Annotated in this window: 19 protein-coding genes; 13 read left to right on the top strand and 6 right to left on the bottom strand. The window is 37.2% G+C overall.

The window, feature by feature from the left end:
• Positions 1-309: 309 nt before the first annotated feature.
• The 3 genes from rpoB (at position 310) to QWT87_RS13280 (ending at position 8,873) form a co-directional block, all read left to right on the top strand.
• Complete coding sequence (gene rpoB, locus QWT87_RS13270) at positions 310-4,131, top strand: DNA-directed RNA polymerase subunit beta (RefSeq protein ID WP_185209010.1); 3,822 nt, start codon at positions 310-312, stop codon at positions 4,129-4,131.
• Positions 4,132-4,215: 84 nt separating this feature from the next.
• Entirely contained in the window at positions 4,216-8,481 is a 4,266-nt protein-coding gene (rpoC, locus tag QWT87_RS13275; RefSeq protein ID WP_302716469.1) for a DNA-directed RNA polymerase subunit beta', read from the top strand.
• An 86-nt stretch (positions 8,482-8,567) separates the two neighbouring features.
• On the top strand, positions 8,568-8,873 hold the full coding sequence (locus QWT87_RS13280) for a DUF3467 domain-containing protein (RefSeq protein ID WP_029295596.1): 306 nt from the start codon (positions 8,568-8,570) through the stop codon (positions 8,871-8,873).
• Between the two features lie 77 nt (positions 8,874-8,950).
• Here QWT87_RS13280 and QWT87_RS13285 read toward each other — a convergent pair whose 3' ends face one another.
• Complete coding sequence (locus QWT87_RS13285) at positions 8,951-9,262, bottom strand: YkvA family protein (RefSeq protein ID WP_302716470.1); 312 nt, start codon at positions 9,260-9,262, stop codon at positions 8,951-8,953.
• 159 nt (positions 9,263-9,421) lie between these two features.
• On the opposite strand from QWT87_RS13285, the gene QWT87_RS13290 reads away from it, so the two are divergent.
• The 6 genes from QWT87_RS13290 (at position 9,422) to QWT87_RS13315 (ending at position 13,206) form a co-directional block, all read left to right on the top strand.
• Positions 9,422-10,072, top strand: coding sequence for a Crp/Fnr family transcriptional regulator (locus QWT87_RS13290; protein WP_116097664.1), 651 nt, complete (start codon positions 9,422-9,424; stop codon positions 10,070-10,072).
• 121 nt (positions 10,073-10,193) lie between these two features.
• Complete coding sequence (locus QWT87_RS13295; protein WP_302716471.1) at positions 10,194-11,039, top strand: DUF5777 family beta-barrel protein; 846 nt, start codon at positions 10,194-10,196, stop codon at positions 11,037-11,039.
• Positions 11,040-11,042: 3 nt separating this feature from the next.
• Positions 11,043-11,381, top strand: a complete 339-nt coding sequence (locus QWT87_RS13300; protein ID WP_087707472.1) for a c-type cytochrome — start codon at positions 11,043-11,045, stop codon at positions 11,379-11,381.
• An 8-nt stretch (positions 11,382-11,389) separates the two neighbouring features.
• The gene (locus QWT87_RS13305) at positions 11,390-11,935 is read left to right on the top strand and encodes a YceI family protein (protein ID WP_302716472.1); all 546 of its coding nucleotides are present in this window, start codon (positions 11,390-11,392) and stop codon (positions 11,933-11,935) included.
• Positions 11,932-12,459, top strand: a complete 528-nt coding sequence (locus tag QWT87_RS13310) for an ankyrin repeat domain-containing protein (protein ID WP_302716473.1) — start codon at positions 11,932-11,934, stop codon at positions 12,457-12,459. The genes QWT87_RS13305 and QWT87_RS13310 overlap by 4 nt, the downstream gene beginning before the upstream one ends.
• A gap of 3 nt (positions 12,460-12,462) precedes the next feature.
• Entirely contained in the window at positions 12,463-13,206 is a 744-nt protein-coding gene (locus tag QWT87_RS13315) for a T9SS type A sorting domain-containing protein (protein ID WP_302716474.1), read from the top strand.
• 48 nt (positions 13,207-13,254) lie between these two features.
• Here the strand turns inward: QWT87_RS13315 and QWT87_RS13320 are convergent, their stop codons facing one another.
• Entirely contained in the window at positions 13,255-14,307 is a 1,053-nt protein-coding gene (locus QWT87_RS13320) for an EcsC family protein (RefSeq protein WP_302716475.1), read from the bottom strand.
• Positions 14,308-14,581: 274 nt separating this feature from the next.
• Here QWT87_RS13320 and QWT87_RS13325 point away from each other — a divergent pair, with 274 nt between their 5' ends.
• Positions 14,582-15,865: an alkaline phosphatase family protein gene (locus QWT87_RS13325; RefSeq protein WP_302716476.1), complete on the top strand. Its 1,284-nt coding sequence runs from the start codon at positions 14,582-14,584 to the stop codon at positions 15,863-15,865.
• A gap of 307 nt (positions 15,866-16,172) precedes the next feature.
• On the opposite strand, the gene QWT87_RS13330 is transcribed toward QWT87_RS13325, so the two are convergent.
• On the bottom strand, positions 16,173-17,057 hold the full coding sequence (locus QWT87_RS13330; protein ID WP_302716477.1) for an NAD(P)H-binding protein: 885 nt from the start codon (positions 17,055-17,057) through the stop codon (positions 16,173-16,175).
• Between the two features lie 103 nt (positions 17,058-17,160).
• Between QWT87_RS13330 and QWT87_RS13335 the strand changes: the two genes are divergently transcribed.
• Positions 17,161-17,544, top strand: a complete 384-nt coding sequence (locus QWT87_RS13335) for a winged helix-turn-helix transcriptional regulator (RefSeq protein WP_302716478.1) — start codon at positions 17,161-17,163, stop codon at positions 17,542-17,544.
• A 132-nt stretch (positions 17,545-17,676) separates the two neighbouring features.
• On the opposite strand, the gene QWT87_RS13340 is transcribed toward QWT87_RS13335, so the two are convergent.
• Positions 17,677-18,732 (bottom strand): NAD(P)-dependent alcohol dehydrogenase, encoded by a 1,056-nt coding sequence (locus tag QWT87_RS13340; RefSeq protein ID WP_302716479.1) that lies wholly within the window; start codon positions 18,730-18,732, stop codon positions 17,677-17,679.
• A 197-nt stretch (positions 18,733-18,929) separates the two neighbouring features.
• Here QWT87_RS13340 and QWT87_RS13345 point away from each other — a divergent pair, with 197 nt between their 5' ends.
• Complete coding sequence (locus tag QWT87_RS13345; RefSeq protein ID WP_302716480.1) at positions 18,930-19,832, top strand: helix-turn-helix domain-containing protein; 903 nt, start codon at positions 18,930-18,932, stop codon at positions 19,830-19,832.
• Positions 19,833-19,961: 129 nt separating this feature from the next.
• Complete coding sequence (locus QWT87_RS13350; protein WP_302716481.1) at positions 19,962-21,290, top strand: carboxylesterase family protein; 1,329 nt, start codon at positions 19,962-19,964, stop codon at positions 21,288-21,290.
• A gap of 139 nt (positions 21,291-21,429) precedes the next feature.
• Here QWT87_RS13350 and QWT87_RS13355 read toward each other — a convergent pair whose 3' ends face one another.
• Both QWT87_RS13355 and dinB read right to left on the bottom strand, forming a co-directional pair.
• Entirely contained in the window at positions 21,430-22,902 is a 1,473-nt protein-coding gene (locus tag QWT87_RS13355; protein ID WP_302716482.1) for an alpha-amylase, read from the bottom strand.
• A 44-nt stretch (positions 22,903-22,946) separates the two neighbouring features.
• Positions 22,947-24,044 carry a DNA polymerase IV gene (gene dinB, locus QWT87_RS13360; RefSeq protein WP_076390728.1) on the bottom strand — a complete coding sequence of 366 codons (1,098 nt, stop codon included), beginning with the start codon at positions 24,042-24,044 and terminating at the stop codon, positions 22,947-22,949.
• Positions 24,045-24,125: the final 81 nt, after the last annotated feature.

The raw sequence follows: 24,125 nt of genomic DNA on the forward strand, positions 1-24,125 counted from the left end.
GAATAATTGTTTGTAAATCTATAAAATATTGAATATCACCTCTTTCATTTCCATGAAAGAGATTTCGTGTGTATAGATATTACGGCGGTATCTGCCTCAAAAGTAATAAAAATATTTTGCATTACGCTGTGAAAAGATATACCAGTGTTGCAGTTAGGAATAAGATTCTGAGAATCAAAAGGAAAAAATAAAAGACTGTCTCTTAATAGCGCCAATATTATAAGGTCTTTTACAATTTCTGCTCTCAAACTCTTCTTTCTGATATTTTTTAATGAATCAAAATATTTTTTAACCTTTCTTAAAAGTTTTATGAGTAAAACAACACCTACAACTAGGGGAAATCAGAGAGTAAATTTCTCTTCAGCGAAAGGAAAAATCATCACTCCGGACTTCCTGGATATCCAGATCGAGTCTTTCAGTGAGTTTTTTCAGCTTGATACGCTTCCTGAAGACAGGAGAGACGAAGGATTGTACAAAACATTCCAGGAAAATTTCCCGATTACCGATTCCAGAAACCAATTTGTATTGGAATTTTTGGATTATCTGGTAGATTCTCCACGTTATTCAATCGATGAGTGTGTGGAAAGAGGTTTAACGTATTCCGTTCCTCTTAAAGCAAGACTTAAATTGTATTGTACAGACCCGGAACACGAGGATTTCCAGACCGTGGTTCAGGATGTATACTTAGGTCCGGTTCCTTACATGACGCCGTCCGGTTCATTTATTATCAATGGGGCAGAGCGTGTAATCGTAACTCAGTTACACAGATCTCCGGGGGTATTCTTCGGACAGACTTACCACGCAAACGGAACTAAACTTTATTATTCAAGAATTATCCCTTTCAAAGGATCTTGGATGGAATTTACGACAGATATCAACAGCGTAATGTATGCGTATATCGACCGTAAGAAAAAATTACCGTTAACAACTTTATTAAGAGCGATCGGGTATGAATCTGATAAGGACATCCTTCAGATCTTCGATCTTGCTGAAGAAGTGAAAGTTTCTAAAGCTGCCCTTAAAAAAGTAGAAGGAAGAACATTGGCTGCGAGAGTATTGAACACTTGGTTCGAAGATTTCGTAGACGAAGATACCGGTGAAGTTGTTTCTATCGAAAGAAACGAAATCATCTTGGACAGAGAAACGATTCTTGAAAAAGAACATTTAGATCTTATTCTTGATGCAGGTGTGAAATCAATCCTGATTCACAAAGAAAACAGCAACGAGTTCTCTATCATTCAGAATACATTACAGAAAGACCCTACAAACTCTGAAAAAGAGGCAGTAGAGTACATCTATCGTCAGTTAAGAAACGCAGATCCGCCAGATGAGGAAACAGCAAGAGGAATCATTGAAAAATTATTCTTCTCAGAGCAAAGATATTCATTAGGTGAAGTAGGACGTTACAGACTAAACAAAAAATTAGGGCTGAACATTCCTACAACAACTGAGGTTCTTACAAAAGAAGATATCATTGCGATCGTAAGACACTTGATCGAATTGGTAAACTCTAAAGCGGAGGTGGATGATATCGACCACTTATCAAACAGAAGAATTAAAACTGTTGGTGAGCAATTAGCAGGACAGTTCGGGGTAGGTCTTTCAAGAATTGCAAGAACAATCAAGGAAAGAATGAATGTTAGAGATAACGAAATCTTTACTCCGCTTGATCTTGTTAACGCAAAAACTTTAACATCAGTAATCAACTCGTTCTTTGGTACCAACCAGCTTTCTCAGTTCATGGATCAGACCAACCCACTATCAGAAATCACGCACAAGCGTAGACTTTCTGCACTAGGACCTGGTGGTTTATCAAGAGAAAGAGCAGGTTTCGAGGTTCGAGACGTTCACCATACACACTACGGAAGAATTTGCCCGATCGAAACTCCGGAAGGACCAAATATCGGTTTGATTTCATCTTTAGGTATTTATGCGAAAATCAACAGATTAGGTTTCATCGAAACTCCTTACAGAAAAGTAGAGAATGGTAAAATTGAGCTTAATGCAGATCCTATCTACTTAAATGCAGAAGACGAAGAATCTAAAGTAATTGCTCAGGCAAACGTTGAACTAAGCGACAACGGTGAATTCGAAACAGACAGAATTATTGCAAGATTGGATGGTGACTATCCTGTAGTTGAGCCAAACCAAGTAGACCTTATCGACGTTGCTCCAAACCAGATCTCTGGTATCTCCGCTTCATTAATTCCTTTCTTGGAGCATGATGATGCGAACCGTGCGTTGATGGGATCTAACATGATGCGTCAGGCAGTTCCTCTATTGAAGCCACAGGCTCCGATCGTAGGTACAGGGCTTGAGCAGCAGGTTGCAAGAGATTCAAGAATCTTAATTAACGCTGAAGGTACAGGTACGGTAGAGTACGTGGATGCCGACAGAATCGTTATTAAATATGAAAGAAGCGAAGACGAAGATTTAGTACAATTCGAGTCTGCTACTAAAACATATAACTTAACTAAGTTCAGAAAAACCAACCAAAGTACTACCATTACCCTAAGACCAAACGTAAGAGTAGGTGATGTAGTGGAAAAAGGACAGGTACTTTGCGACGGTTATGCTACTGAAAAAGGAGAATTGGCTCTTGGTAGAAACTTAGTGGTTGCGTTCATGCCTTGGAAAGGATACAACTTCGAGGATGCGATCGTAATTAACGAAAAAGTAGTTCGTGAAGACTGGTTTACTTCAATCCACGTAGATGAATATTCTTTGGAAGTTCGTGATACCAAATTAGGTATGGAAGAATTGACAGCAGATATTCCAAACGTTTCTGAAGAAGCTACTAAAGATCTTGACGAGAACGGTATGATCAGAATCGGTGCTGAAGTGAAGCCTGGAGACATCATGATTGGTAAAATCACTCCAAAAGGTGAATCTGACCCGACTCCTGAAGAAAAACTTTTGAGAGCAATCTTCGGTGACAAAGCTGGTGATGTAAAAGATGCTTCATTAAAAGCAGATTCATCATTAAGAGGTGTTGTTATTGACAAGAAATTGTTCTCAAGAAACATTAAAGATAAAAAGAAGAGAACTGAAGAAAAACTTAAGCTTGAAGAAATTGAAAACACTTACAAGGCTAAGTTTGATGATTTGAGAAACACTTTAATTGAAAAATTAAACACGCTTGTAAGCGGTAAAACTTCTCAGGGCGTGAAAAACGACCTTGATGAAGAAATCATCGGTAAAGGGGTGAAGTTCACTCACAAATTGTTGACTTCAGTTGAAGATTATGTAAACGTTAGCGGTTCAGACTGGACAGTTGATAACGATAAAAATGAATTAATCAAACAATTAATTCACAACTACAAAATCAAGTACAACGATATTCAAGGGGTTAAAAACCGTGAGAAATTTGCAATTTCAATCGGAGACGAATTACCTGCAGGGATCATGAAGTTGGCTAAAGTGTACATCGCTAAGAAACGTAAACTGAATGTAGGAGATAAAATGGCGGGTCGTCACGGTAACAAAGGTATCGTTTCGAGAATCGTTCGTGAAGAAGATATGCCATTCCTTGAAGACGGAACACCGGTAGATATCGTACTGAATCCACTTGGGGTACCTTCACGTATGAACATCGGTCAGATCTACGAAACAGTACTTGGATGGGCTGGTCAGAAATTAGGATTGAAGTTCGCGACGCCAATCTTCGACGGAGCTAGCTTAGACCAGATTACGGAGTACACTGAGAAAGCAGGTCTTCCTAAATTCGGTCACACTCACCTTTATGATGGGGGTACCGGAGAAAGATTTACTCAGGCTGCAACAGTAGGGGTAATCTATATGTTGAAACTGGGACACATGGTTGATGATAAAATGCACGCACGTTCTATCGGTCCTTACTCATTGATTACTCAGCAGCCGTTAGGAGGTAAAGCTCAGTTCGGAGGTCAGAGATTCGGAGAGATGGAGGTTTGGGCACTTGAAGCATTCGGTGCATCAAATATCCTGAGAGAGATCCTTACCGTGAAGTCGGATGACGTTATTGGTAGAGCGAAAACTTACGAAGCTATTGCAAAAGGTGAATCGATGCCTGAACCAGGTATTCCGGAATCCTTCAATGTACTACTTCACGAGCTACAAGGTCTTGGATTAGACGTAAGACTAGAGGAATAATTTTAAATTTTAAATTATAAATGCTGAATGGAAACATTCGGAAATTAATCTAAAATCTAAAATCTAAAATTTAAAATCTAACAAATGTCAAATAAAAATAAATCAAGTAGATTTAATAAAATAACCATCGGTTTAGCTTCACCGGAATCGATTCTTCAGGAATCGAGAGGGGAGGTTCTTAAACCGGAAACCATTAACTACAGAACGCATAAGCCTGAAAGAGACGGTTTGTTCTGTGAAAAAATCTTTGGTCCTGTAAAGGATTACGAATGTGCTTGTGGTAAATACAAGAGAATTCGTTACAAAGGGATCGTTTGTGACCGTTGTGGAGTAGAAGTTACGGAGAAAAAAGTACGTAGAGAGAGAATCGGGCATATCAATCTGGTAGTTCCAATTGCACACATCTGGTATTTCCGTTCTTTACCGAACAAAATCGGTTACCTTTTAGGGATTCCTTCCAAGAAATTGGATATGATCATCTACTACGAAAGATATGTAGTGATCCAGCAGGGTATTGCTAAAAAATTAGACGGTTCTGATTTCGAAAATATGGAATTCTTAACTGAAGAAGAGTACCTTGACATCATGGAAACTCTTCCGATCGAGAACCAGTATCTTGATGATTCTGATCCGAACAAATTCATCGCTAAGATGGGTGCGGAAGCGGTTGAAGAATTATTAAAAAGAATCGACCTTGATGCATTGTCTTTCGACCTGAGACACAAAGCACACAACGAAGGTTCAAAACAAAGAAGAACGGAAGCTCTGAAAAGATTGAACGTTGTAGAAGCATTGAGAGGTGCTAATACAAGAATGATCAACAGACCGGAGTGGATGATTATGCGTGTTCTTCCTGTTATTCCACCAGAACTAAGACCATTGGTTCCGTTGGATGGAGGACGTTTTGCGACTTCCGATTTAAATGACCTTTACAGAAGAGTAATCATCAGAAACAATCGTTTGAAGAGATTATTGGAGATCAAAGCTCCGGAAGTAATCTTAAGAAACGAGAAGCGTATGCTTCAGGAATCTGTAGATTCACTATTCGATAATACAAGAAAATCTTCAGCCGTAAAATCTGAATCAAACAGACCGTTGAAATCACTTTCAGATTCATTGAAAGGGAAGCAGGGTCGTTTCCGTCAGAACTTATTAGGAAAAAGGGTAGATTACTCTGCGCGTTCCGTAATTGTTGTAGGTCCGAACTTACAGCTTCACGAGTGTGGTATTCCTAAAGATATGGCAGCGGAATTGTACAAACCGTTCATCATCAGAAAACTGATTGAAAGAGGAATTGTAAAAACAGTAAAATCTGCTAAGAGAATCATCGACAGAAAAGAGCCGGTAGTGTATGATATCCTTGAAAACGTGATGAAAGGTCACCCTGTTCTACTGAACAGAGCACCTACGCTTCACAGATTGGGTATTCAGGCTTTCCAGCCTAAGATGATCGAAGGTAAGGCAATTCAGCTTCACCCGTTGGTAACAACAGCATTCAACGCCGATTTCGATGGTGACCAGATGGCGGTACACTTACCGTTAGGTCCTGAAGCGATCCTTGAAGCTCAGTTATTGATGTTAGGTTCTCAAAACATTTTGAACCCTGCAAACGGTTCTCCAATTACAGTACCTTCTCAGGACATGGTTCTTGGTCTTTATTTCATGACCAAAGAATTGAGTTCTACAGAAGATATGAAAGTAAAAGGTGAAGGTTTGGCATTCTATTCTCCTGAAGAAGCAGAAATCGCTTATGCGGAAGGAAGAGTATCTTTAAATGCTAAAGTAAGATGTAGACTTCCGGTTAAAGAAAACGGAGAAATCGTAACAAGATTAATCGAAACTACGGTAGGTAGAATCTTATTCAACCAGATTGTACCGAAGCAGGTAGGATATATCAATGAGCTTTTAACGAAGAAATCATTGAGAAACGTTATCGGTAAAATTCTTGCAGATACAGATTTCCCTACAACTGTGAAGTTCCTGGATGCAATGAAAGACTTAGGATATTCAAACGCATTCAAAGGAGGTCTTTCCTTCTCATTAGGAGATATTGTGGTTCCTGTTGAGAAAAAGCAGATGATTGCAGATTCTATCGGAACAGTAGATGAAATTAGAGCCAACTATAACATGGGTCTTATTACAGATACAGAACGTTATAATCAGGTAATCGACGTTTGGACTACAACCAATGCAAACCTTACGGAGATGATTATGGGCAGAATGAAAACTGATCAGGGAGGTTTCAACTCTGTATATATGATGCTTGACTCCGGAGCGAGGGGGTCTAAGGAACAGATCCGTCAGTTATCAGGGATGAGAGGTTTGATGGCAAAACCGCAAAAAGCCGGTTCTACCGGAGCGGAGATCATCGAAAACCCGATTCTTGCTAACTTTAAAGAAGGTCTTTCCATCCTAGAATACTTTATCTCTACCCACGGTGCCCGTAAAGGTCTTGCGGATACCGCTCTTAAGACTGCCGATGCAGGTTACTTAACGAGAAGATTGGTAGACGTTGCACAGGACGTTATCGTTACAGAAGACGACTGTGGAACTTTAAGAGGAACAGAAGTTACTGCACTTAAGAAAAATGATGAGATCGTTGAAAGAATCTCTGAAAGAATCTTAGGTAGAGTTTCTTTACATAATATTTATGATCCTGAAAGTGATGAATTAATTGCTGAAGCAGATCAGGTAATCAGTGAGGCGTTAGCGAAGAGAATTGAAGAAGCAGGATTAGAAGCAGTTGAAGTTCGTTCACCACTTACTTGTGAAGCTAAAAAAGGAATCTGTGCGAAATGCTACGGTAGAAACTTAGCAACAGGGAAGATGATCCACATGGGTGAAGCAGTAGGTGTAATTGCAGCACAGTCCATCGGGGAACCGGGAACTCAGCTTACGTTGAGAACCTTCCACCAAGGGGGTACTGCAGGAAACGTATCAGAAAACCCGTCAATTGTTGCAAGAAGAGACGGTATCGTTGAAATGGATGAGGTAAGAACCATTACTTCTGAAGATGAAAACGGTAATACTGCGGAAGTTGTAGTTTCCCGTTCAACAGAATTCAGATTAGTTGCTGATAACGAGTCCAGAACTCCGTTAATGGTAGCTAACGTACCTTACGGTTCCATATTATCTGTAAAACCGGGTGATAAGGTGAAGAAAGGCGATGTAATCTGTAAGTGGGATCCGTATAACGCGGTTATCATTGCAGAAACTGCCGGTAAGGTAGAATACGAAGATATTATCCAAGGGGTTTCATTCCAGTTGGAGATTGACGAACAGACAGGATTTGAAGAGAAAGTAATCTCTGAATCCAGAAATAAGAAAGCTGTACCTACCTTGAAGGTGGTAGATTCTAAAGGAGTTGAACAGAAAGCGTACAACTTACCGGTAGGAGCCCACTTAATGGTAAACGATGGTGAAAAAATTAAGGCTGGTAAAGTCTTAATCAAAATCCCGAGAAAATCTGCAAAAGCAGGGGATATCACCGGAGGTCTTCCGAGAGTTACCGAATTATTCGAAGCAAGAAACCCTTCAAACCCGGCGGTGGTTACAGAAATCGATGGGGTAGTTTCTTACGGAAAAATTAAGAGAGGTAACCGAGAATTGATCGTTGAAGCTAAAACTGGAGAAAGAAAAATTTATTTGGTTAAATTATCCAACCAGATTTTGGTACAGGAGAATGACTTCGTAAGAGCTGGTTCGCCACTTTCTGACGGTTCCATTACTCCGGACGATATCTTAAGAATCAAAGGTCCAACTGCGGTTCAGGAATATTTAGTAAATGAAATTCAGGAAGTTTACCGTCTACAGGGGGTAAAAATCGACGACAAGCACTTCGAAATCATCGTAAGACAGATGATGACAAAAGTATCTATCGTTGATGGAGGTGATACTCAGTTCCTTGAAGGTGCTCTTGAGCATAAATATGACTTCTTGGAAGAAAACAACAGAGTATTCGGTCTTAAAGTAGTAGTAGATGCCGGAGATTCTAAAGTGTTCCAGCCGGGTCAGATGATTACTGCAAGAGAATTAAGAGATGAGAATTCTAAGCTGAAGCGTGAAGATCAGGCTTTAGTTCAGGTAAGAGAAGCTTTACCGGCTACAGCAACGCCTGTATTGCAGGGTATTACAAGAGCAGCTCTTCAGACGAAATCGTTCATGTCTGCAGCATCGTTCCAGGAAACAACTAAGGTTCTTAACGAAGCAGCAGTTGCAGGTAAGGTAGATGATCTTAACGGTCTTAAAGAAAATGTAATTGTAGGACACAGAATTCCTGCAGGTACAGGTCTTAAAGAATACCAAAATGTGATCGTAGGTTCTAAAAAAGAATTCGAAGATCTTAACTAAAAATAATGATTCGGAAATTTGAGGTTTGAATTTATTTTTATATTTTCACAACCTCAAAATTTCGAATAAAAAAATATTTTATAACAATGGACAACAATCAAAATCCACAAGACGGAAACATCAACATCGAATTAAACGAAATGGTAGCAGCTGGTATCTATGCTAATTTAGCTTTAGTAAACCACTCTCCATCTGAGTTTGTAGTAGATTTCATCCAGTTAATGCCGGGAGTACAGCAAGCAAAAGTAAGATCAAGAGTTATCCTTGCTCCGCTTCACGCTAAAAGAGTACTTTCTGCTCTTCAGCAAAACATTGCTAACTACGAGCAGCAATTCGGAGAAATCAAAGAAGTTGAGCCTTTCGTATTAGGAGGAAACAACGTAAACGCTTAAGATTTACTCTCAAAAATAAAAGAATGCCTCAATTTTATTGGGGCATTTTTATTATTTTTAATTATCAAAATAAAATTTTATTTAAATAAATTGTAAGTTGTAATTCCTAAAATTGCTATTAATACAATTAAAATACCTCCCAAAAGCCAGAGTGACCACTTTAAAATTCCAAATATTTTTGCTAAGTTTTTATTTGTATCTTCAGTATAAGCTTGTATTAACCCTATTAATGATCCACCAGTAATAATCAAATCATCAATCCAGCCCACTACAGGAACTACATCTGGAATAGCATCAATGGGACTAACTCCATATAATGTCCCCAAAATTGCTATAATAATAGGGATAATTTTATTTGATTTTTTTGAAGGTTGTAATTTATTTTCCATTTAATTAGTTTATAACTAATTCAAAATTATTCAAATTTTAATAGATAAAATTGTGGAAAACCGTAATTTAATATTCTATATATCCTCAATAGAATAAAAAAAATATAATTTCAATTCTTCATTTCAATATATTTGTAAGTCAGAAATGATACATTAAATATGATCAATAATCAGTTTATTATTAACAAATTTGGCTTTTTAGGAAATGATTTTTTAAAAGAGCTGGATAAACATGCCATCGTTACAGAAATTAAAGCGAAAACCGAGATTGTAAGAGAAGGACAGAAAAATAAATTTGTTCCGTTTCTTATTAAAGGTTCCATAAGGGTTTTCAGCCTGAATGACGGTCGCGAACTGATCTATTATTACATCCGTTCTAATGACAGTTGTCTCATGACATTCTCCTCAATCTTTACAGATTGCACAAGCCGCATTTACGCCGTTACGGAAGAAGACTCCGAAGTATTGTTATTCCCGGTATCTGTTGTTCATGAATGGCTCATTAAATTTCCGGAAATCAACAGGCTTTTCTATTCAGAATACGACAAAAGATTTATTGATGTGATGAATATGGTAAATGATGCCGTTTTTCATAAGTTGGATAAAAGAGTTTTAAACTATATAAAACAACAGATTTCAGCAACCGGAAACAATCCCATCAAACTTACCCACAGAGAAATTGCAAACAGTTTGGGAACTTCAAGAGAAGTAGTAAGCCGTGTTCTTAAAAAAATAGAAAACGAAGGCGAGATTATTCAGACCAAAGAAGGCATAAAAATACCTGTAAATGAAAATGTTAGTCAAGGCTAATAAATGATATTTAATTATTTTAACATTTTCATTGATAAAAACAATACAGTCGGTGACTTTTATCACACAATTTTAACTCGATAAGTCGATAAGTTTGTTGTACTAATTTAAATAAATGTGTATGACAAAAACTCTCTTATTTTTGTCAATGTTTGCTTCAGTTTTTTCCTTTGCACAGGAAGACCTGCTGAAAGATATTGATACCGTTCAGACGAAAAACACCGATGTTTCCCAACCCGCTTTTAAAGCTTTACAAATTGTAACCGGGCAATCTACCAAACTTCCCGCAAAGAATGAATGGTATATTGTTGTGGCGCACCGCTTCGGCGATGTAAGCAAAGGTTTTAAAGACTTCTTCGGGCTGGATGATGCTTCCACAAAACTCGGAGTTATTTATGGCATTACAGAAGGGATTTCAGTAAGCCTTTCCAGAGAAACCAACCTGAAAACTTTTGAAGGCGGTGTAAAATACAGACTTGTAAAACAGAATGAAAACGCGCCTGTAGATATTGTAGGCTATAATGTTTTGGCAGTAAATACAGATCTCAGCAAAGATAATTATCCACATCTTCAGTTTGGGGACAGGCTTTCTTATCTTACACAGGCTTTAATTTCCAGAAGATTCAGCGATAAATTTTCTCTTCAGTTAACACCGTCATACGTTCACAAAAATCTTTACGAACCTACTATTGAAGACAAAAACCAGTTTTTGGCAGGTTTGGGAGGACGTTATAAAATCTCCAAAAGAGTTTCTATTAATGCAGAATATTTTGTGAATTTCGACAATCACAGTTTCTATAAAAATCCGCTTTCTTTAGGAATGGATATAGAAACCGGGGGACACGTGTTCCAGCTTTTGTTCACCAATTCCCAACTCAATTCGGATATTGGTTATTTAACCAATGCAGCCGGAAAATGGGATAAAGGGCAGATTTTCTTTGGGTTTAATCTTTACAGAGTATTTTAGAGTATGAAAAAATTGATATACATCGTTTCATCAGCATTAGTATTAACGGCTTGTGAAAGCAGAACGTATGAGGAAATTTCGGATAATACTCCGATTGCAGAAGTGGTAACTTACAATAAAGATGTGAAGCCTATTATGGATGCCAATTGCGTGAGCTGTCATTCACCGGGAGTTCAGGCGCTGGCAAACTACTCTCAGGTGAAAGCAAATATTGATAACGTTATAGACAGAATAAGCCGCGCTAACGGAGATCCTTTAAAAATGCCTCAAGGCGGAAGTTTATCGCCCTCACAAATTACGATCATCACGAAATGGAAAGCCGACGGGCTTCTCGAAAACTAGAAATTAATATGAAAAAGCTATTTTTATTTATAACAGCGTTATTATTCACCAATCTTGCTTTTGCCCAAAAATATATGGCTAAAACAGGAAAAGTAACTTTTGAAGCATCTGTTCCTTTATTTGAAGATGTTTTTGCACAGGACGACAACAATGTGGCGGTAATCAATGCCGATACAGGAGATTTTGCATCAGTTTCTGTCGTGAAAAACTTCCATTTCAAAACAAAATTAATGGAAGAGCACTTCAATGAAAGCTATGCCGAAACGGCGAAATATCCGAAGGCAACCTTCACCGGAAAAATTCTGAATTTTGATAAGTCTAAATTATCCGCAACGCCACAAAAATATACCGTTCAGGGAAAATTAAATTTTCATGGAGTAGATAAGGCGTACAATTCTGCGGTAACCATTTATGCCAAAGACGGGAAAATTTATATGTCGGGAGGATTTGTAGCCAAGACCGCCGATCATAAAGTAACTATTCCGAAAATGGTTTCTAAAAAGATTGCTGAAAACGTGAATGTTCAATACAATTATGTTCTTACAAAACAATGAGAAAATTAATTTTATTGTTAGGAATGTTTCTCAGTTTTACTTTGGCAACTGCTCAGGAAAAAGCAAAATCTATTTTTGATGTGGCAAGAAGCGGTACAGTTGCTGAAGTGAAGGATATGATGAAACAGAATCCGGATATCATCAACCAGACCAACGAAAGCGGTTTTTCTCCTTTAATTCTGGCTTGTTACAGAGGAAATGTAGAGGTTGCCAAATTTCTGATGGACAATGTAAAGGACATTAATTATAAAAGCCGTGAAGGAACAGCATTGTCCGGACTTTCCGTAAAATATAACAAAGATCTGGTAACCTATATTTTAGAGAAAAAGGCAGATCCGAATATTGCGGATGCTACAGGATCGACTCCTTTATTCTGGGCAGTAAAATTCGGAAATAAAGAACTGACGGAATTACTGCTGAAATACAAAGCCGACAAAACCATAAAGGATGCACAGGGAATGACTCCTTTTGAGTACGCTTTACAGACAAACAATAAAGAAATAATTAACCTACTTAAAAATTAAAATATGAAAAAAGTTTTACTCACATTATCAATGGCTCTTGCAATTTCTGTAGGAGCGCAGTTTTCGTCGGGTACAGTTAATTTATCGGCTGCTGCAATGACGGTGAAATTAGACACGAATGCAACTACTGCTACGCTTACTTTAACTGGAGACAGCAATTCAATGCTCGGAATCGGTTTCGGATCAAGCGGAATGGCAAACGGATCAGATGGATTTATTTACAATTCATCTTCAAACAGAGATTATACATTCGTAGGATTTTCCTCACCTTCTGCAGATGCTACGCAGGATTGGACTCAGGTTTCAAACACCGTTTCGGGAAGCACAAGAACAGTAGTGGCTACAAGATCTCTTGCCGGAGGAACTGGAGACTTTGCCATTCCTAATTCTGCGGGAACCATTAATATTTTCTATGCAAGAACTGCAGGAGGAACGGGAATATCTTACCATTCTTCAAACAGAGGCTACGCTTCTCTTACGATGGGAGCTGTTTTGGCAACCGGAGAAGTCGCTGCACAAAGCAAAAAAGTAGTTCTTTATCCAAATCCTGCAAAAGAAACCATTAATTTCAAAGATGCTGATAAAATAAAAAATATTGATGTTTTTGAATCTACCGGAAGAAAGGTAAGAACGATAAAAGCTGACGGAAAAGAAGTGAACATTTCCGATTTGAAAGCCGGAAATTATTATCTGGAAATTACATTAAAAGATGGTTCAACGTCTTTTGAACAGCTAATTAAAGAATAAACACAGACCACTGAAAAGTGGTCTTTTTTATGACAATAATTTACTTTTTTATTTTACGGTTAACATTAATTCTTCAATCTCTTCTAATGAAAAACCAACTTGAATACTAATGTTTTTTATAAACATTTTTTCTAAAATATGAAATTCGTTATCAATTTTTGCTAACTTAATTAAATTTGTAATTAATTCTAAAGAATCATTAACATTATTTTTAAAAATAGAATAATCAACGGGTATACTTTCTTTAGAATGTAGATTATTAATTAAATTTAGTTTCAAGTCTTCAGATAAAATTGATTGGTTTAATTCTTGTTCAAATATCTCAAGTTCTTCTTTTGCTATTTTTCCATCAACTTTTATTAGATTCACGTAAGAATTAAATTTTGACAAAATTATATCTTGGTTATCAATGAATTCGGCATCTTCATATATTGTATAAGTTGTTGAAATATTCTCAGAATCATTATTTTCAATGAAAGTATTTCGTGCCAGATTACCAATTGCATTAGTTGCGATTGCATTAACTGTTCCGCCTATAATACCACCTGCAAAAGGAATAAATTTAGCGAGATTAATAGCTCCCTTTTCACCAAATTTTGTTATCAACTTAAATCCGACCATGCGATTTATTTTTGTCAAGGTTTTACCAGATACAGATTTTAAAGAGCTCATTGCAAGTTTAGTACCTACAGCTATTCCTCCATCTTTTAGTATATCCTTTACAGACTCGCCAACTAAGCACAAATAGATTAATGATTTTACCTTGTCATCTTTAACATTATATCCTCCAATATGTGCAATTGCTGCAATCATTCGCATATGTAAATAAATACCAGTAGATATATCTGCCGGTATTGCAACGGGTAATGTAATGAGACCTCCAAGACCAGTTACAAAACCAGAAGTCGTTGTCTTGCTAATTTGCCAACGAATTAATGAATTAACATTTTGTAAAGTAGTACCTTTTCCTTTTGTATAGTTTGATGCAAAAATTTCTATTGGTTCAGAAACACCTGGAATTCCATTTAAAGATTTTTCAAATGCCCAATCTAAAACTTGTAGCATTTTTGTTGACTTATCACTTTCTGATGTTGTATTCATGAATATTATTTTTTTATTATTCTCCTAATCAAGTTTTTCATCTAAACAATATTTGTTCAGATAAAGCAATATTTTAAAATTTAAGCTAAGCTAAATAAAAGTCCTTGAGATATTTTACGGATTACCGTAATATGGAAAAAGTTTATGATCTTGATATTTTTGAGACAATGTTTTTTAATTTACACTCATTCTAAAAAATGCTTTTAATCTTTTTTTAACCGAAGAATCTTTTCTTTCAGGATTCTAGACCCTAATTTTGCAGAAAATATAAATCATGAAGAAAAGCCTTCAATTCTTACTGTTAATTTTTTCACTGACAGTTTTTGCCCAAAAAGATAATGTTGATACAGAAGAAGTTGTAGTTCCTGATCGTTACAATACGGCTGAAGCTCAGACAAAACCTTATGTCATCATGATTTCTACAGATGGGTTTCGTTATGATTATGCTAAAAAATACAATGCAGAAAATCTTTTAAAATATTCCAATGAGGGAGTTCAGGCAAAAGCGATGATTCCCAGTTATCCAAGCATTACATTTCCCAATCACTGGACATTGATTACCGGATTGTATCCCTCTCATCACGGACTGATTGATAATTATTTCTACGATTATGAAAAGAAGGAAAGTTACGCCATGAGCGATAAAAAAAATGCTGAAGACGGAAACTGGTACGGCGGAACGCCGCTTTGGGGACTCGCTGAAAAACAGGGAATGCTTTCCGCTTCGTTAATGTGGGTAGGTTCTGCAAGCAATGCAGGAGGAAACAGACCCACCTATTATTATCATTATCACGAAAAATTCTCGCCATCTGAAAAAGTGGACAAAGTCATCGAATGGCTAAAGCTGCCAATGGAAAAAAGACCACATTTCATTTCATTGTATTTTCCTGAAGTTGATGCGAGCGGGCATCATTTCGGTCCGGATTCCAGAGAAACCGAAGATGCTGTTCATCTGGTGGATGGAGCTATTGGCGAACTGGTTCAGAAAGTTCATGATTTAGGATTACAAAATGTAAACTTTGTCTTTGTTTCGGATCACGGAATGATAAAAGTGGATGGAGGAAGTCCGTTAGAAATTCCCGCAATGCTTTTTAATAAAGAAAGATTTGATTTTTACAATTCGCAGACTTTATTGAGGGTTTACGTTAAAAATCCAGATGAGGTTAAAAGGGTTTATAAAGAATTAAAAGCTAACAAAACAGAAGATTATGAAGTCTATCTGGATAAAAAACTCCCCAAATATCTTCATTTCTCAGCAAAAGATGATCGGTATAAAAGAATCGGACAGATTTTATTGATTCCCAATGCTCCCAAAATATTTTTGGAAAAAGGAAAAAAATCATCGGTTGGAAAGCACGGCTATAATCCGCAGATAGTTCCTGAAATGAAAGCCACATTCTTTGCTTGGGGACCGGAATTCAAAAATAATTTGGTGATCGATGAATTTCAGAACATTAACGTTTATCCTTTGGTTGCAGATATTTTAGGGTTGAAAATCGATCAGCCGATTGACGGAAAGCTGAAGGTTTTAAAGGGAATTTTAAAAGAAAAGGAATAAATCAAGGTTGAGGTAAAGATTAAATTTAAATAATCCATTGATAAAAGTTTCGGCGAGCCAAAGGCTCGCCGAAACTGATTTGAATGTAATGATTGAATCACATAGGAAAATGGAGCGTTAAGAAAATTTAAATTTAGTCCGTTAAGAACTTTCCACTGTTTGAAGCGCGAGACAAATATTAAATCAAAAGACAAATCTTTAATTCGCGCAAGTTTTGGGAATTTTAGGATTAAATTTTAATTTTTAGCGGAAGTTTCCGAGTCTTGAGTTTTTGTTTCAAGACAAAAGAAAAAGTTATAAAATAACATTAAGCATTAAATTTATCCGCAAACTCTTTCGCAAACTCCTCCAGTTTAATTTCGCCATCAACAATAGAACCATGTTCAATAAAATCCTTTTGAACAATGCCTGTTCTGATTCCTCTTCCCATTTCCGTATACAATTCTGCCATTTCCTGCGGAACTCCTGCCTGAAGCATTCCGTTTAAAGAATCTTCATCTTTAAATTCTATCCAAGGAAGTTCCGGTTTTCCGATGGTATTTCCGAAAATATTTGCAAAATCCTGAGCTTTGCGAACATCGCTTACAATATATTTTACATGTTTGCCTTCAGAATTTTTTAACAGTTCTTCAGCAGCAGCTTTTGCAATATCTTTGGGATGAACCAATGGAACTTCCGTGTGATCCGGATAATTCGCACCAAGAATTCCGGCATTTTTAATCAGCGGAATATCATTAAAGAAATTAATGTAGAAATATCCTGCTCTTAAAAAAGTGACTGACGTATTTTCCAGTTCATTATAGAATTTCTCAATAGCATGAAGACCTTTTATTGGTCCGTTTTCCACAGGAGATTCTGCTCCGATGCTGCTCAGCATTACAATTCTTTTAACTCCGGTTTGTTGAACGGCTTCAGCGTAATTCTTTCCTGCATTTTTTGTGTTTTCAACAAGATTTTCAAATCCCATATTGGGTGGAGTCATCAGAAACGCGGCATCATTTTCTTTAAAAGTTTCAACCAAAAAGTTCAGGTCTGTAATAGAACCGATAGCGGCTTTGGCTCCCAGATTTTCAATTTCACTTTTTTTAGATTCGCTGCTGCTGATAACGGTGATGTCATGTCCTTCTGCAATTAATTGCTCTGCAAGAGGTTTTGCTACATTTCCCAATGAACCGGTGATGATGATTTTCATAATTTTTATTTTTTTTGTTGATAATTATTTTTTTATTTCCTGATACAAAGGTATATTTGTACTTACTTTTATACAAGTACTTACCCTAAAGTATGTATTCATTATGACAGCCATAAAAGAAACATCCACCATTCAGCAGAATAAAAAATACGCACTGGATTCCTGTCCCGTAACGTATGTCATGGAAAAAATCGGCGGATTCTGGAAACCGGTTATTTTATATCATCTTTCCAACGGAGACAAAAGGTACAGCGAACTGAAACGCGCTATTCCTGCGGTAACCGAAAAGATGCTGATTCAGCATTTAAAGCAATTAGAAAATGACGGACTGATCATCAGAACTGCAAAGCCGGTTGTTCCGCCCCATGTTACTTATGAACTGAGTGAGGCAGGAAAAGGTTTAATTCCGGTTATCAGTTCCATGGCAGAATGGGCATTTAAACATATGGAAGGAAAATATGACCATTTAAGAAAGGTAGCATTGTAAAAATTTAACCATCAGAAAAATTTAACCATCAGAAAGCTTAATTTCCATAAACCATAAACCATAAACCATAAACCACCAACCGTCAACAAAAAAGCCCTCCGAAGAGAGCCTTAGTTAACAATATACAAAGAATTACAAAGATTGCATATCAATCACGAAACGGTATTTCACGTCGCTTTTCAGCATTCTGTCATACGCTTCATTAATATCCTGCATTTTGATTAATTCAATATCCGATACAATATTATGTTTTCCGCAGAAATCCAAAAGTTCCTGAGTTTCGGCAATTCCTCCGATTAAAGATCCGGCAACCGAACGGCGCTGGAAAATAAGCGGTCTTGTACTTGGAGCTTCATTTTCAAACTCTCCTACAAATCCTACCATAACCAGAGTTCCGTTTAAAGCAACGGTTTGCATGTAAGGATTAATGTCGTGTTCATAAGGAACAGTATCAATAATCACATCAAATTTCCCTTTTACAGCATCCAGCTGATCATGCTCCGTAGAAATCACCACATGATCTGCTCCCAGATTTTTAGCATCTTCCGTTTTTCCTGGAGTTCTGGAGAATAACGTTACTTCAGCGCCCAAACCTTTTGCCAGTTTAATCGCCATGTGTCCCAAACCTCCCAAACCTACAACAGCAACTTTAGAATCAGGACCTACATTCCAGTGTCTTAATGGAGACCATGTTGTAATTCCTGCACAAAGAAGAGGAGCAACAGCCGCTAAATCTAAGTTTTCAGGAACACTTAATACGAAATGTTCATCTACAACTACTTTCTGAGAATATCCGCCGAAAGTATGACCTCCCAAATGTTTGTCCGGTCCGTTGTAAGTGCCTGTGAAACCATTCTGGCAATATTGCTCAAGATCTTGTTTGCAGCTTTCGCAATCGCCGCAAGAATCTACCATACAGCCGACTGCCGCAAGATCTCCGACTTTAAATTTAGAAACTTCATTTCCTACATTTGTAATTCTCCCTACAATTTCATGTCCCGGAACTACAGGATACATTGATCCGCCCCAGTCGTTTCTTGCGGTGTGAAGATCGGAGTGACAAACGCCGCAGTATAGAATTTCAATTTCTACGTCTTTTGCCGTTACTTCTCTTCTTGCAATATTTAATTCCTGTAAATCGGCAGTCTTGGATTCTGCTCCGTAAGCTTTTACTGTGAATGTACTCATTTTGTTTAGTATTAATTATTTTGATTAGTTTATTCTTTGATTCAGAATAGGAAATTCGTTATTTTCTTAGCTGCAAAATTCGAACCTTTTAGAACAAATCATCTTATATAAATTACGGAAAGATGTACCAATTTTACAGACGAAATAAAACGTAGGATTAAAAGTGGTAATTTTGAAAAGCAATTAAAATTTACTTCATGAAAAATCAGGAGGTTGAAATCTACAATACGGTTTCAGAATACAATAAAATGCTGAACCATGAGACGTTACATCCTTTGGTAAGTGTAATCGATTTTTCCAAATCCGATCCTATTTGTCAGCATTTGAGACAATTTGGTTTTTACACGGTCTTTTTAAAAGATGTGATGTGCGGCGATATGCAGTACGGAAAACACAGCTACGATTATCAGGAAGGAACATTGGTTTTTATCGCTCCGGGACAGACGTACGGAATTTCTAATGCAGGTACCTACATTCAGCCAGCCGGTTTTGCTCTTATTTTTCATCCTGATTTATTAAAAGGAACCAACCTCGGAAAAAATATCAAAGACTATAATTTTTTCTCCTATGAAGTTCATGAAGCACTGCATCTTTCAGAAAAAGAAAGAGAAATTATTCTTGAATGTTTTAAAAATATAAAGCATGAACTGGAACAGCCGATTGATAAACACAGTAAATCTTTAATTGTAAATAATATCGAACTGTTCCTGAATTACTGTATGCGGTTTTACGACCGTCAGTTTATCACCAGAGATCACATCAATCAGGGAGTCATCGGAAAATTTGAAACTCTTCTGAATGATTATCTCACCTCCGAAAAACCAAAAAATATAGGCTTTCCAATGGTAAATTATTTTGCGGAACAACTTAATCTTTCCGCGAATTATTTTGGCGATCTCATTAAAAAAGAAATGGGAGTTTCTGCTCAGGAATTTATCCACAATAAACTGATTGATGTGGCAAAAGACCAGATTTTCGATTCTGCAAAATCCATCAGTGAAATTTCTTATAATTTAGGCTTTAAATATCCGCAACATTTTACCAGACTTTTTAAAAGCAAAGTCGGTGTTTCTCCAAGTGAATATAAAACATTGAATTAGTTTAAAAAAATAAATTTCCACGGGTAAAACGAGCAAATCTGTTGGTTAAATTAGCGCAAAAAAGAGATATTGAGGTGAAGTTAAAGTAAGAAATCACTACCTTTAAAAAGCAGACAATATTGTTTCATCATGACGGCAAAACAAAACACAGGAATTCATACTTTTCATACTTCTATCGGTAAAATATCTGCAATAAAAACAAACGGTGTGATCAAAGCGAAAAGCATCCGGTACGCGCGATCAGAAAGATATAAAAAGCCCGTTCCTGTGGAAGAAATACAGAGTCACGAAATTCCGGATAAAACACCGGTTTGTCCTCAACACATCAGTCCGTTACTTGAAAGATTGATCCAGAAAACAAATATCGATCATTTTGAACCCGATGAATCTCCTCAGTTTTTAACAGTCACCCGTCCTGAAAATTTTGAAGAAAATGAAAAACTTCCGGTGGTAGTCTGGATTCACGGAGGTTCGTATGAAATCGGCTGCGGAGATCTTCCCACTTCCGATCCTTCCGTTTGGGTGAAAGAACAGCATATTATTGTTGTTGCTGTAAGTTATCGTCTCGGGCTTTTCGGATTTTTGGGAGGAAGTGAAGAAAGACCTGCCAATTTAGGTTTATTCGATATTATGGAATCCCTGAAATGGATTCAGAAAAATATTCACAGTTTTGGTGGAAATCCGGAAAATGTTACTCTTTTCGGGCAGTCTTCGGGAGGCGATGCAATTGCACATCTGATGATTTCCGAAGGAATTGATGGTTTGTTTAAAAGAGCTATTATCCACAGCGCGCCGCTTGGTTTCAGGATGAAAAGAAGCAAAATGTCTTTAGAATTTTTCAGGAAGACCGATTTTCTGAAACATGAAAAAGATCCCCTGAAAATGGTGGATGAATACGTAAAATTTTTACCGTCATTCAGAAAATATGGTTTAAAAACGTCCATGCCTTTCTGTACGCAATATGGTTTTGCCCCCTTATGCACAGAAGAGGAAAGTTTACCAGAATGGAAAGCGAATGCGAAGAAATATGATGTATTGATCGGTTCCAATCATGACGAAACTGCTTTTTATGTAAAAACAGCTCAGGAAGGACTTTACACCTATCTTCACGAAAAGATTCTCAACAAAATCGTTCGTAAAACAACAGAATCCATTTATGAAAAACCGGCAGAGATTTTTGCTGAAAATTATGCTTCAGGCGGTGGAAATATTTACCGGTTTAAAATTAAGTCCGTTCTGAAAAACAATTATATCGGAGCTTCCCACTGTGTAGATCTTCCGTTGATTTTCGAAAATCAGGAAGCGTGGAAATCGGCAGAACTTTTAAAAGATGTTCCGTGGAAGCACATTCAGGAAAACGGAAAAAAACTTCGTACGCTCTGGGCAGAATTTGCAAGAACAGGGAAAATTTCCGATCACTCTGAGCGACCGGAAATTCTTGAACTCCGAAAAGTTTAGTTTTATTTTTTCAACACAAATGTCACAAATATTTTCACTAATAACACAAATAAATTTTAGATAGCTTCATTTAAAATTGTGCTATTTGCAAAAGTATTCGTTTTATTTGTGAAAGCCATTTGTGATATTGTGTTCAGACTCATTCAGCAAGCCATACACTTACATTTCCCGCCGGAACCGGGAAATTTCCCCAACCGTTTTCATCGATGGTAATTTTATCTTCAAATCTTCCCAAAGCATCATAAAACGTTTGTCCGATGTATCTTTCTCCCATTTCCATAGGTTTTTCGTACGCATCTTTATTGCTTAAAACTACCGCACATCCAGAATGTTCCTCATCACCTTCACGAACCCATCCAAGACAATTGGCATCCTCAAAATAATCTCTCTGTTCTCCATAAGCATTGTTTTTTCTGGCTTTCAGAAGTTCTTCAATACCGTCCACTTTATTTAAAAATATTTCCTGATCGTTGCCTTCCTTATCTTTATCCACATAATGCGCTCCGTAGAGATCCGGATAAAATACACACGGATAACCGTCTTTTCTCAGCAGAATCAACGCATACGCCAAAGGTTTGAACCATTCTTCAACTGGAGCTTCAAGATCCTGTAAAGGCTGCGTGTCATGATTATCCACAAGACTTACCGAGTGAAGCGAATCTGCCTGAGTAAGGCTTTCGTCAAAGATTCTCCGCAAATCGTAAGAATTTCCTTCGTTGGAAGCGGTGTGAAAATTATTCTGTAACGAACTGTCGAACAGGCTCATGCATCCTTCGGTAACTTCTATGTATTTCTGCAAGAGATTTAGATATCCGGGAGCCCAATATTCGCCGACCGCAAAAATATTTTTTCCGGTATTGGAACGGAGAAGAGTGAGCCATTCTTTATAAAAATCAAATGAAATATGCTTTAAGGCATCCAGTCTCACGCCGTCGAAATCGGTTTCATCAAAATACCATTTTGCCCAGTTGTTCAGTTCCTCGCGCACGAAAGGATTTCTGTGCTCTACATCATTGTACATCAGATAATCGTAATTTCCTTTCTCATCGTCGATCATTTCTTCCCAGTCGGTTCCGTATTCATTTTTAATTTTAAAAATCTGCGAATCCATTCCTTCTGCATAATCTACACCGCTAAAGCAGGTGAAGTTCCATTCAAATTCAGAATATTTTTTATTTCTTCCGGGAAAGGTAAATTTGGTATAAGACTGTATTTCTATTTCATCTGAGATTATTTTTTCTCTGTTTTCTTCATCTACTTTTAATGCTTTAAAGGTTTCCAGTTCATCGCCGCCGCCTTTATGTCCAAGTACAATATCTACAATTACTTTAATATTGTTTTCTTTAAGCGCTTTTATCGCTTTCAGGTAATCTTCTTTTGTGCCGTATTTGGTGGGAATCGTTCCTTTCTGATCAAATTCTCCGAGGTCATAGAGATCGTAAGCGTCGTAGCCAATAGAGTGACCTCCTGTTGCGCCTTTGTAAGCGGGCGGAAACCAGACTGAGGTAATGCCGAGTCCGGCTAAATATTTTGCATTTTGTTCTGCTTCTTTCCACAGCTTGCTGTCTCCTTCAGAATACCAATGGAAATACTGAATCATCGTTTCATTCATAAATTGTAAAATTTGGTTACTACAATTTAGTGAAAAAAAACGGATTATTGATCTTCGAATTCTTTAAACGGGATTTTTAGTTGAACGGAAACCTGTTTTTTTTCTTCGGTGTTGAGCTGCGAAAGAGATAATCCCAACAGTCTCACCGGCTTATCGAAAGGTCTTAGTTCCCAAAGTTTTTTTCCGGTATTGAAATATTGTTCGGCAGAGGAGAAATATTCTTCTTTGGTGATGCTTCTTGTGTAGAGTGAGAAATCTTTGTATTTAATTTTTAAAGTTAAAGATCTTCCGAGAATATTATTTTTCTGCAATCTGTTTTGCAGTTCTTCGCTCAGGCTCTGTAATTTTTCGTCAACCTGCTGTTCATCAAAAAGGTCTTCAAAAAAAGTTCTTTCTACCGCCACACTTTTCTGGATGCGGTGCGGTTTTACTTCCGAATGATGAATTCCGCGAACCACGTTGTAATAATAAGCTCCGGATTTTCCAAACAGTCTTGTTAAATCTTCAATGGATCTTTTCTTTAGATCTTTCCCTTTGTAAATGCCTAAGCTGAACATTTTATTAGCCGTTACTTTTCCGACTCCATAAAATTTTTCTACCGGAAGTTCTTCCAGAAAACCTTCGATTTTGTCGGGATGAATGGTTTTTTGTCCATTCGGTTTGTTGATATCTGAAGCGACTTTGGCTAAAAATTTATTCACAGAAATTCCTGCGGAAGCAGTAAGTCCGGTCTGTTCAAAAATTTTCTGACGGATTTCTTTGGCGATCTGATTGGCAGATTCCATTCCTTTTTTATTTTCTGTAACATCGAGATAGGCTTCATCCAAAGAAAGCGGTTCCACCAGATCGGTGTATTCGTAAAAGATTTCACGGATTTTTTTAGAAATTTCTTTATAACGCGCAAAACGCGGAGGTACAAAAATAAGGTGCGGACATTTTTCTTTTGCCGTTTTACTGGGCATTGCAGACCGGACTCCGAATTTTCTGGCTTCGTAACTTGCCGCCGAAACGACACCACGATGTCCGCCTCCGACTGCAATTGCTTTTCCTTTCAATGCAGGATTGTCGTGCTGCTCCACAGAAGCATAAAATGCATCCATATCGACGTGAATTATTTTGCGCATGGGAAAAGAAGAATCCATACCGCAAAGATATGGATTCCTGTATTTTTAATTATTTTCTTTTGTCCTGAATTTATTTAATCGCAAGGATAGACAAAGATT

The sequence above is a fragment of the Chryseobacterium urinae genome (assembly GCF_030518295.1).
Taxonomy (GTDB): Bacteria; Bacteroidota; Bacteroidia; order Flavobacteriales; family Weeksellaceae; genus Chryseobacterium; species Chryseobacterium mucoviscidosis.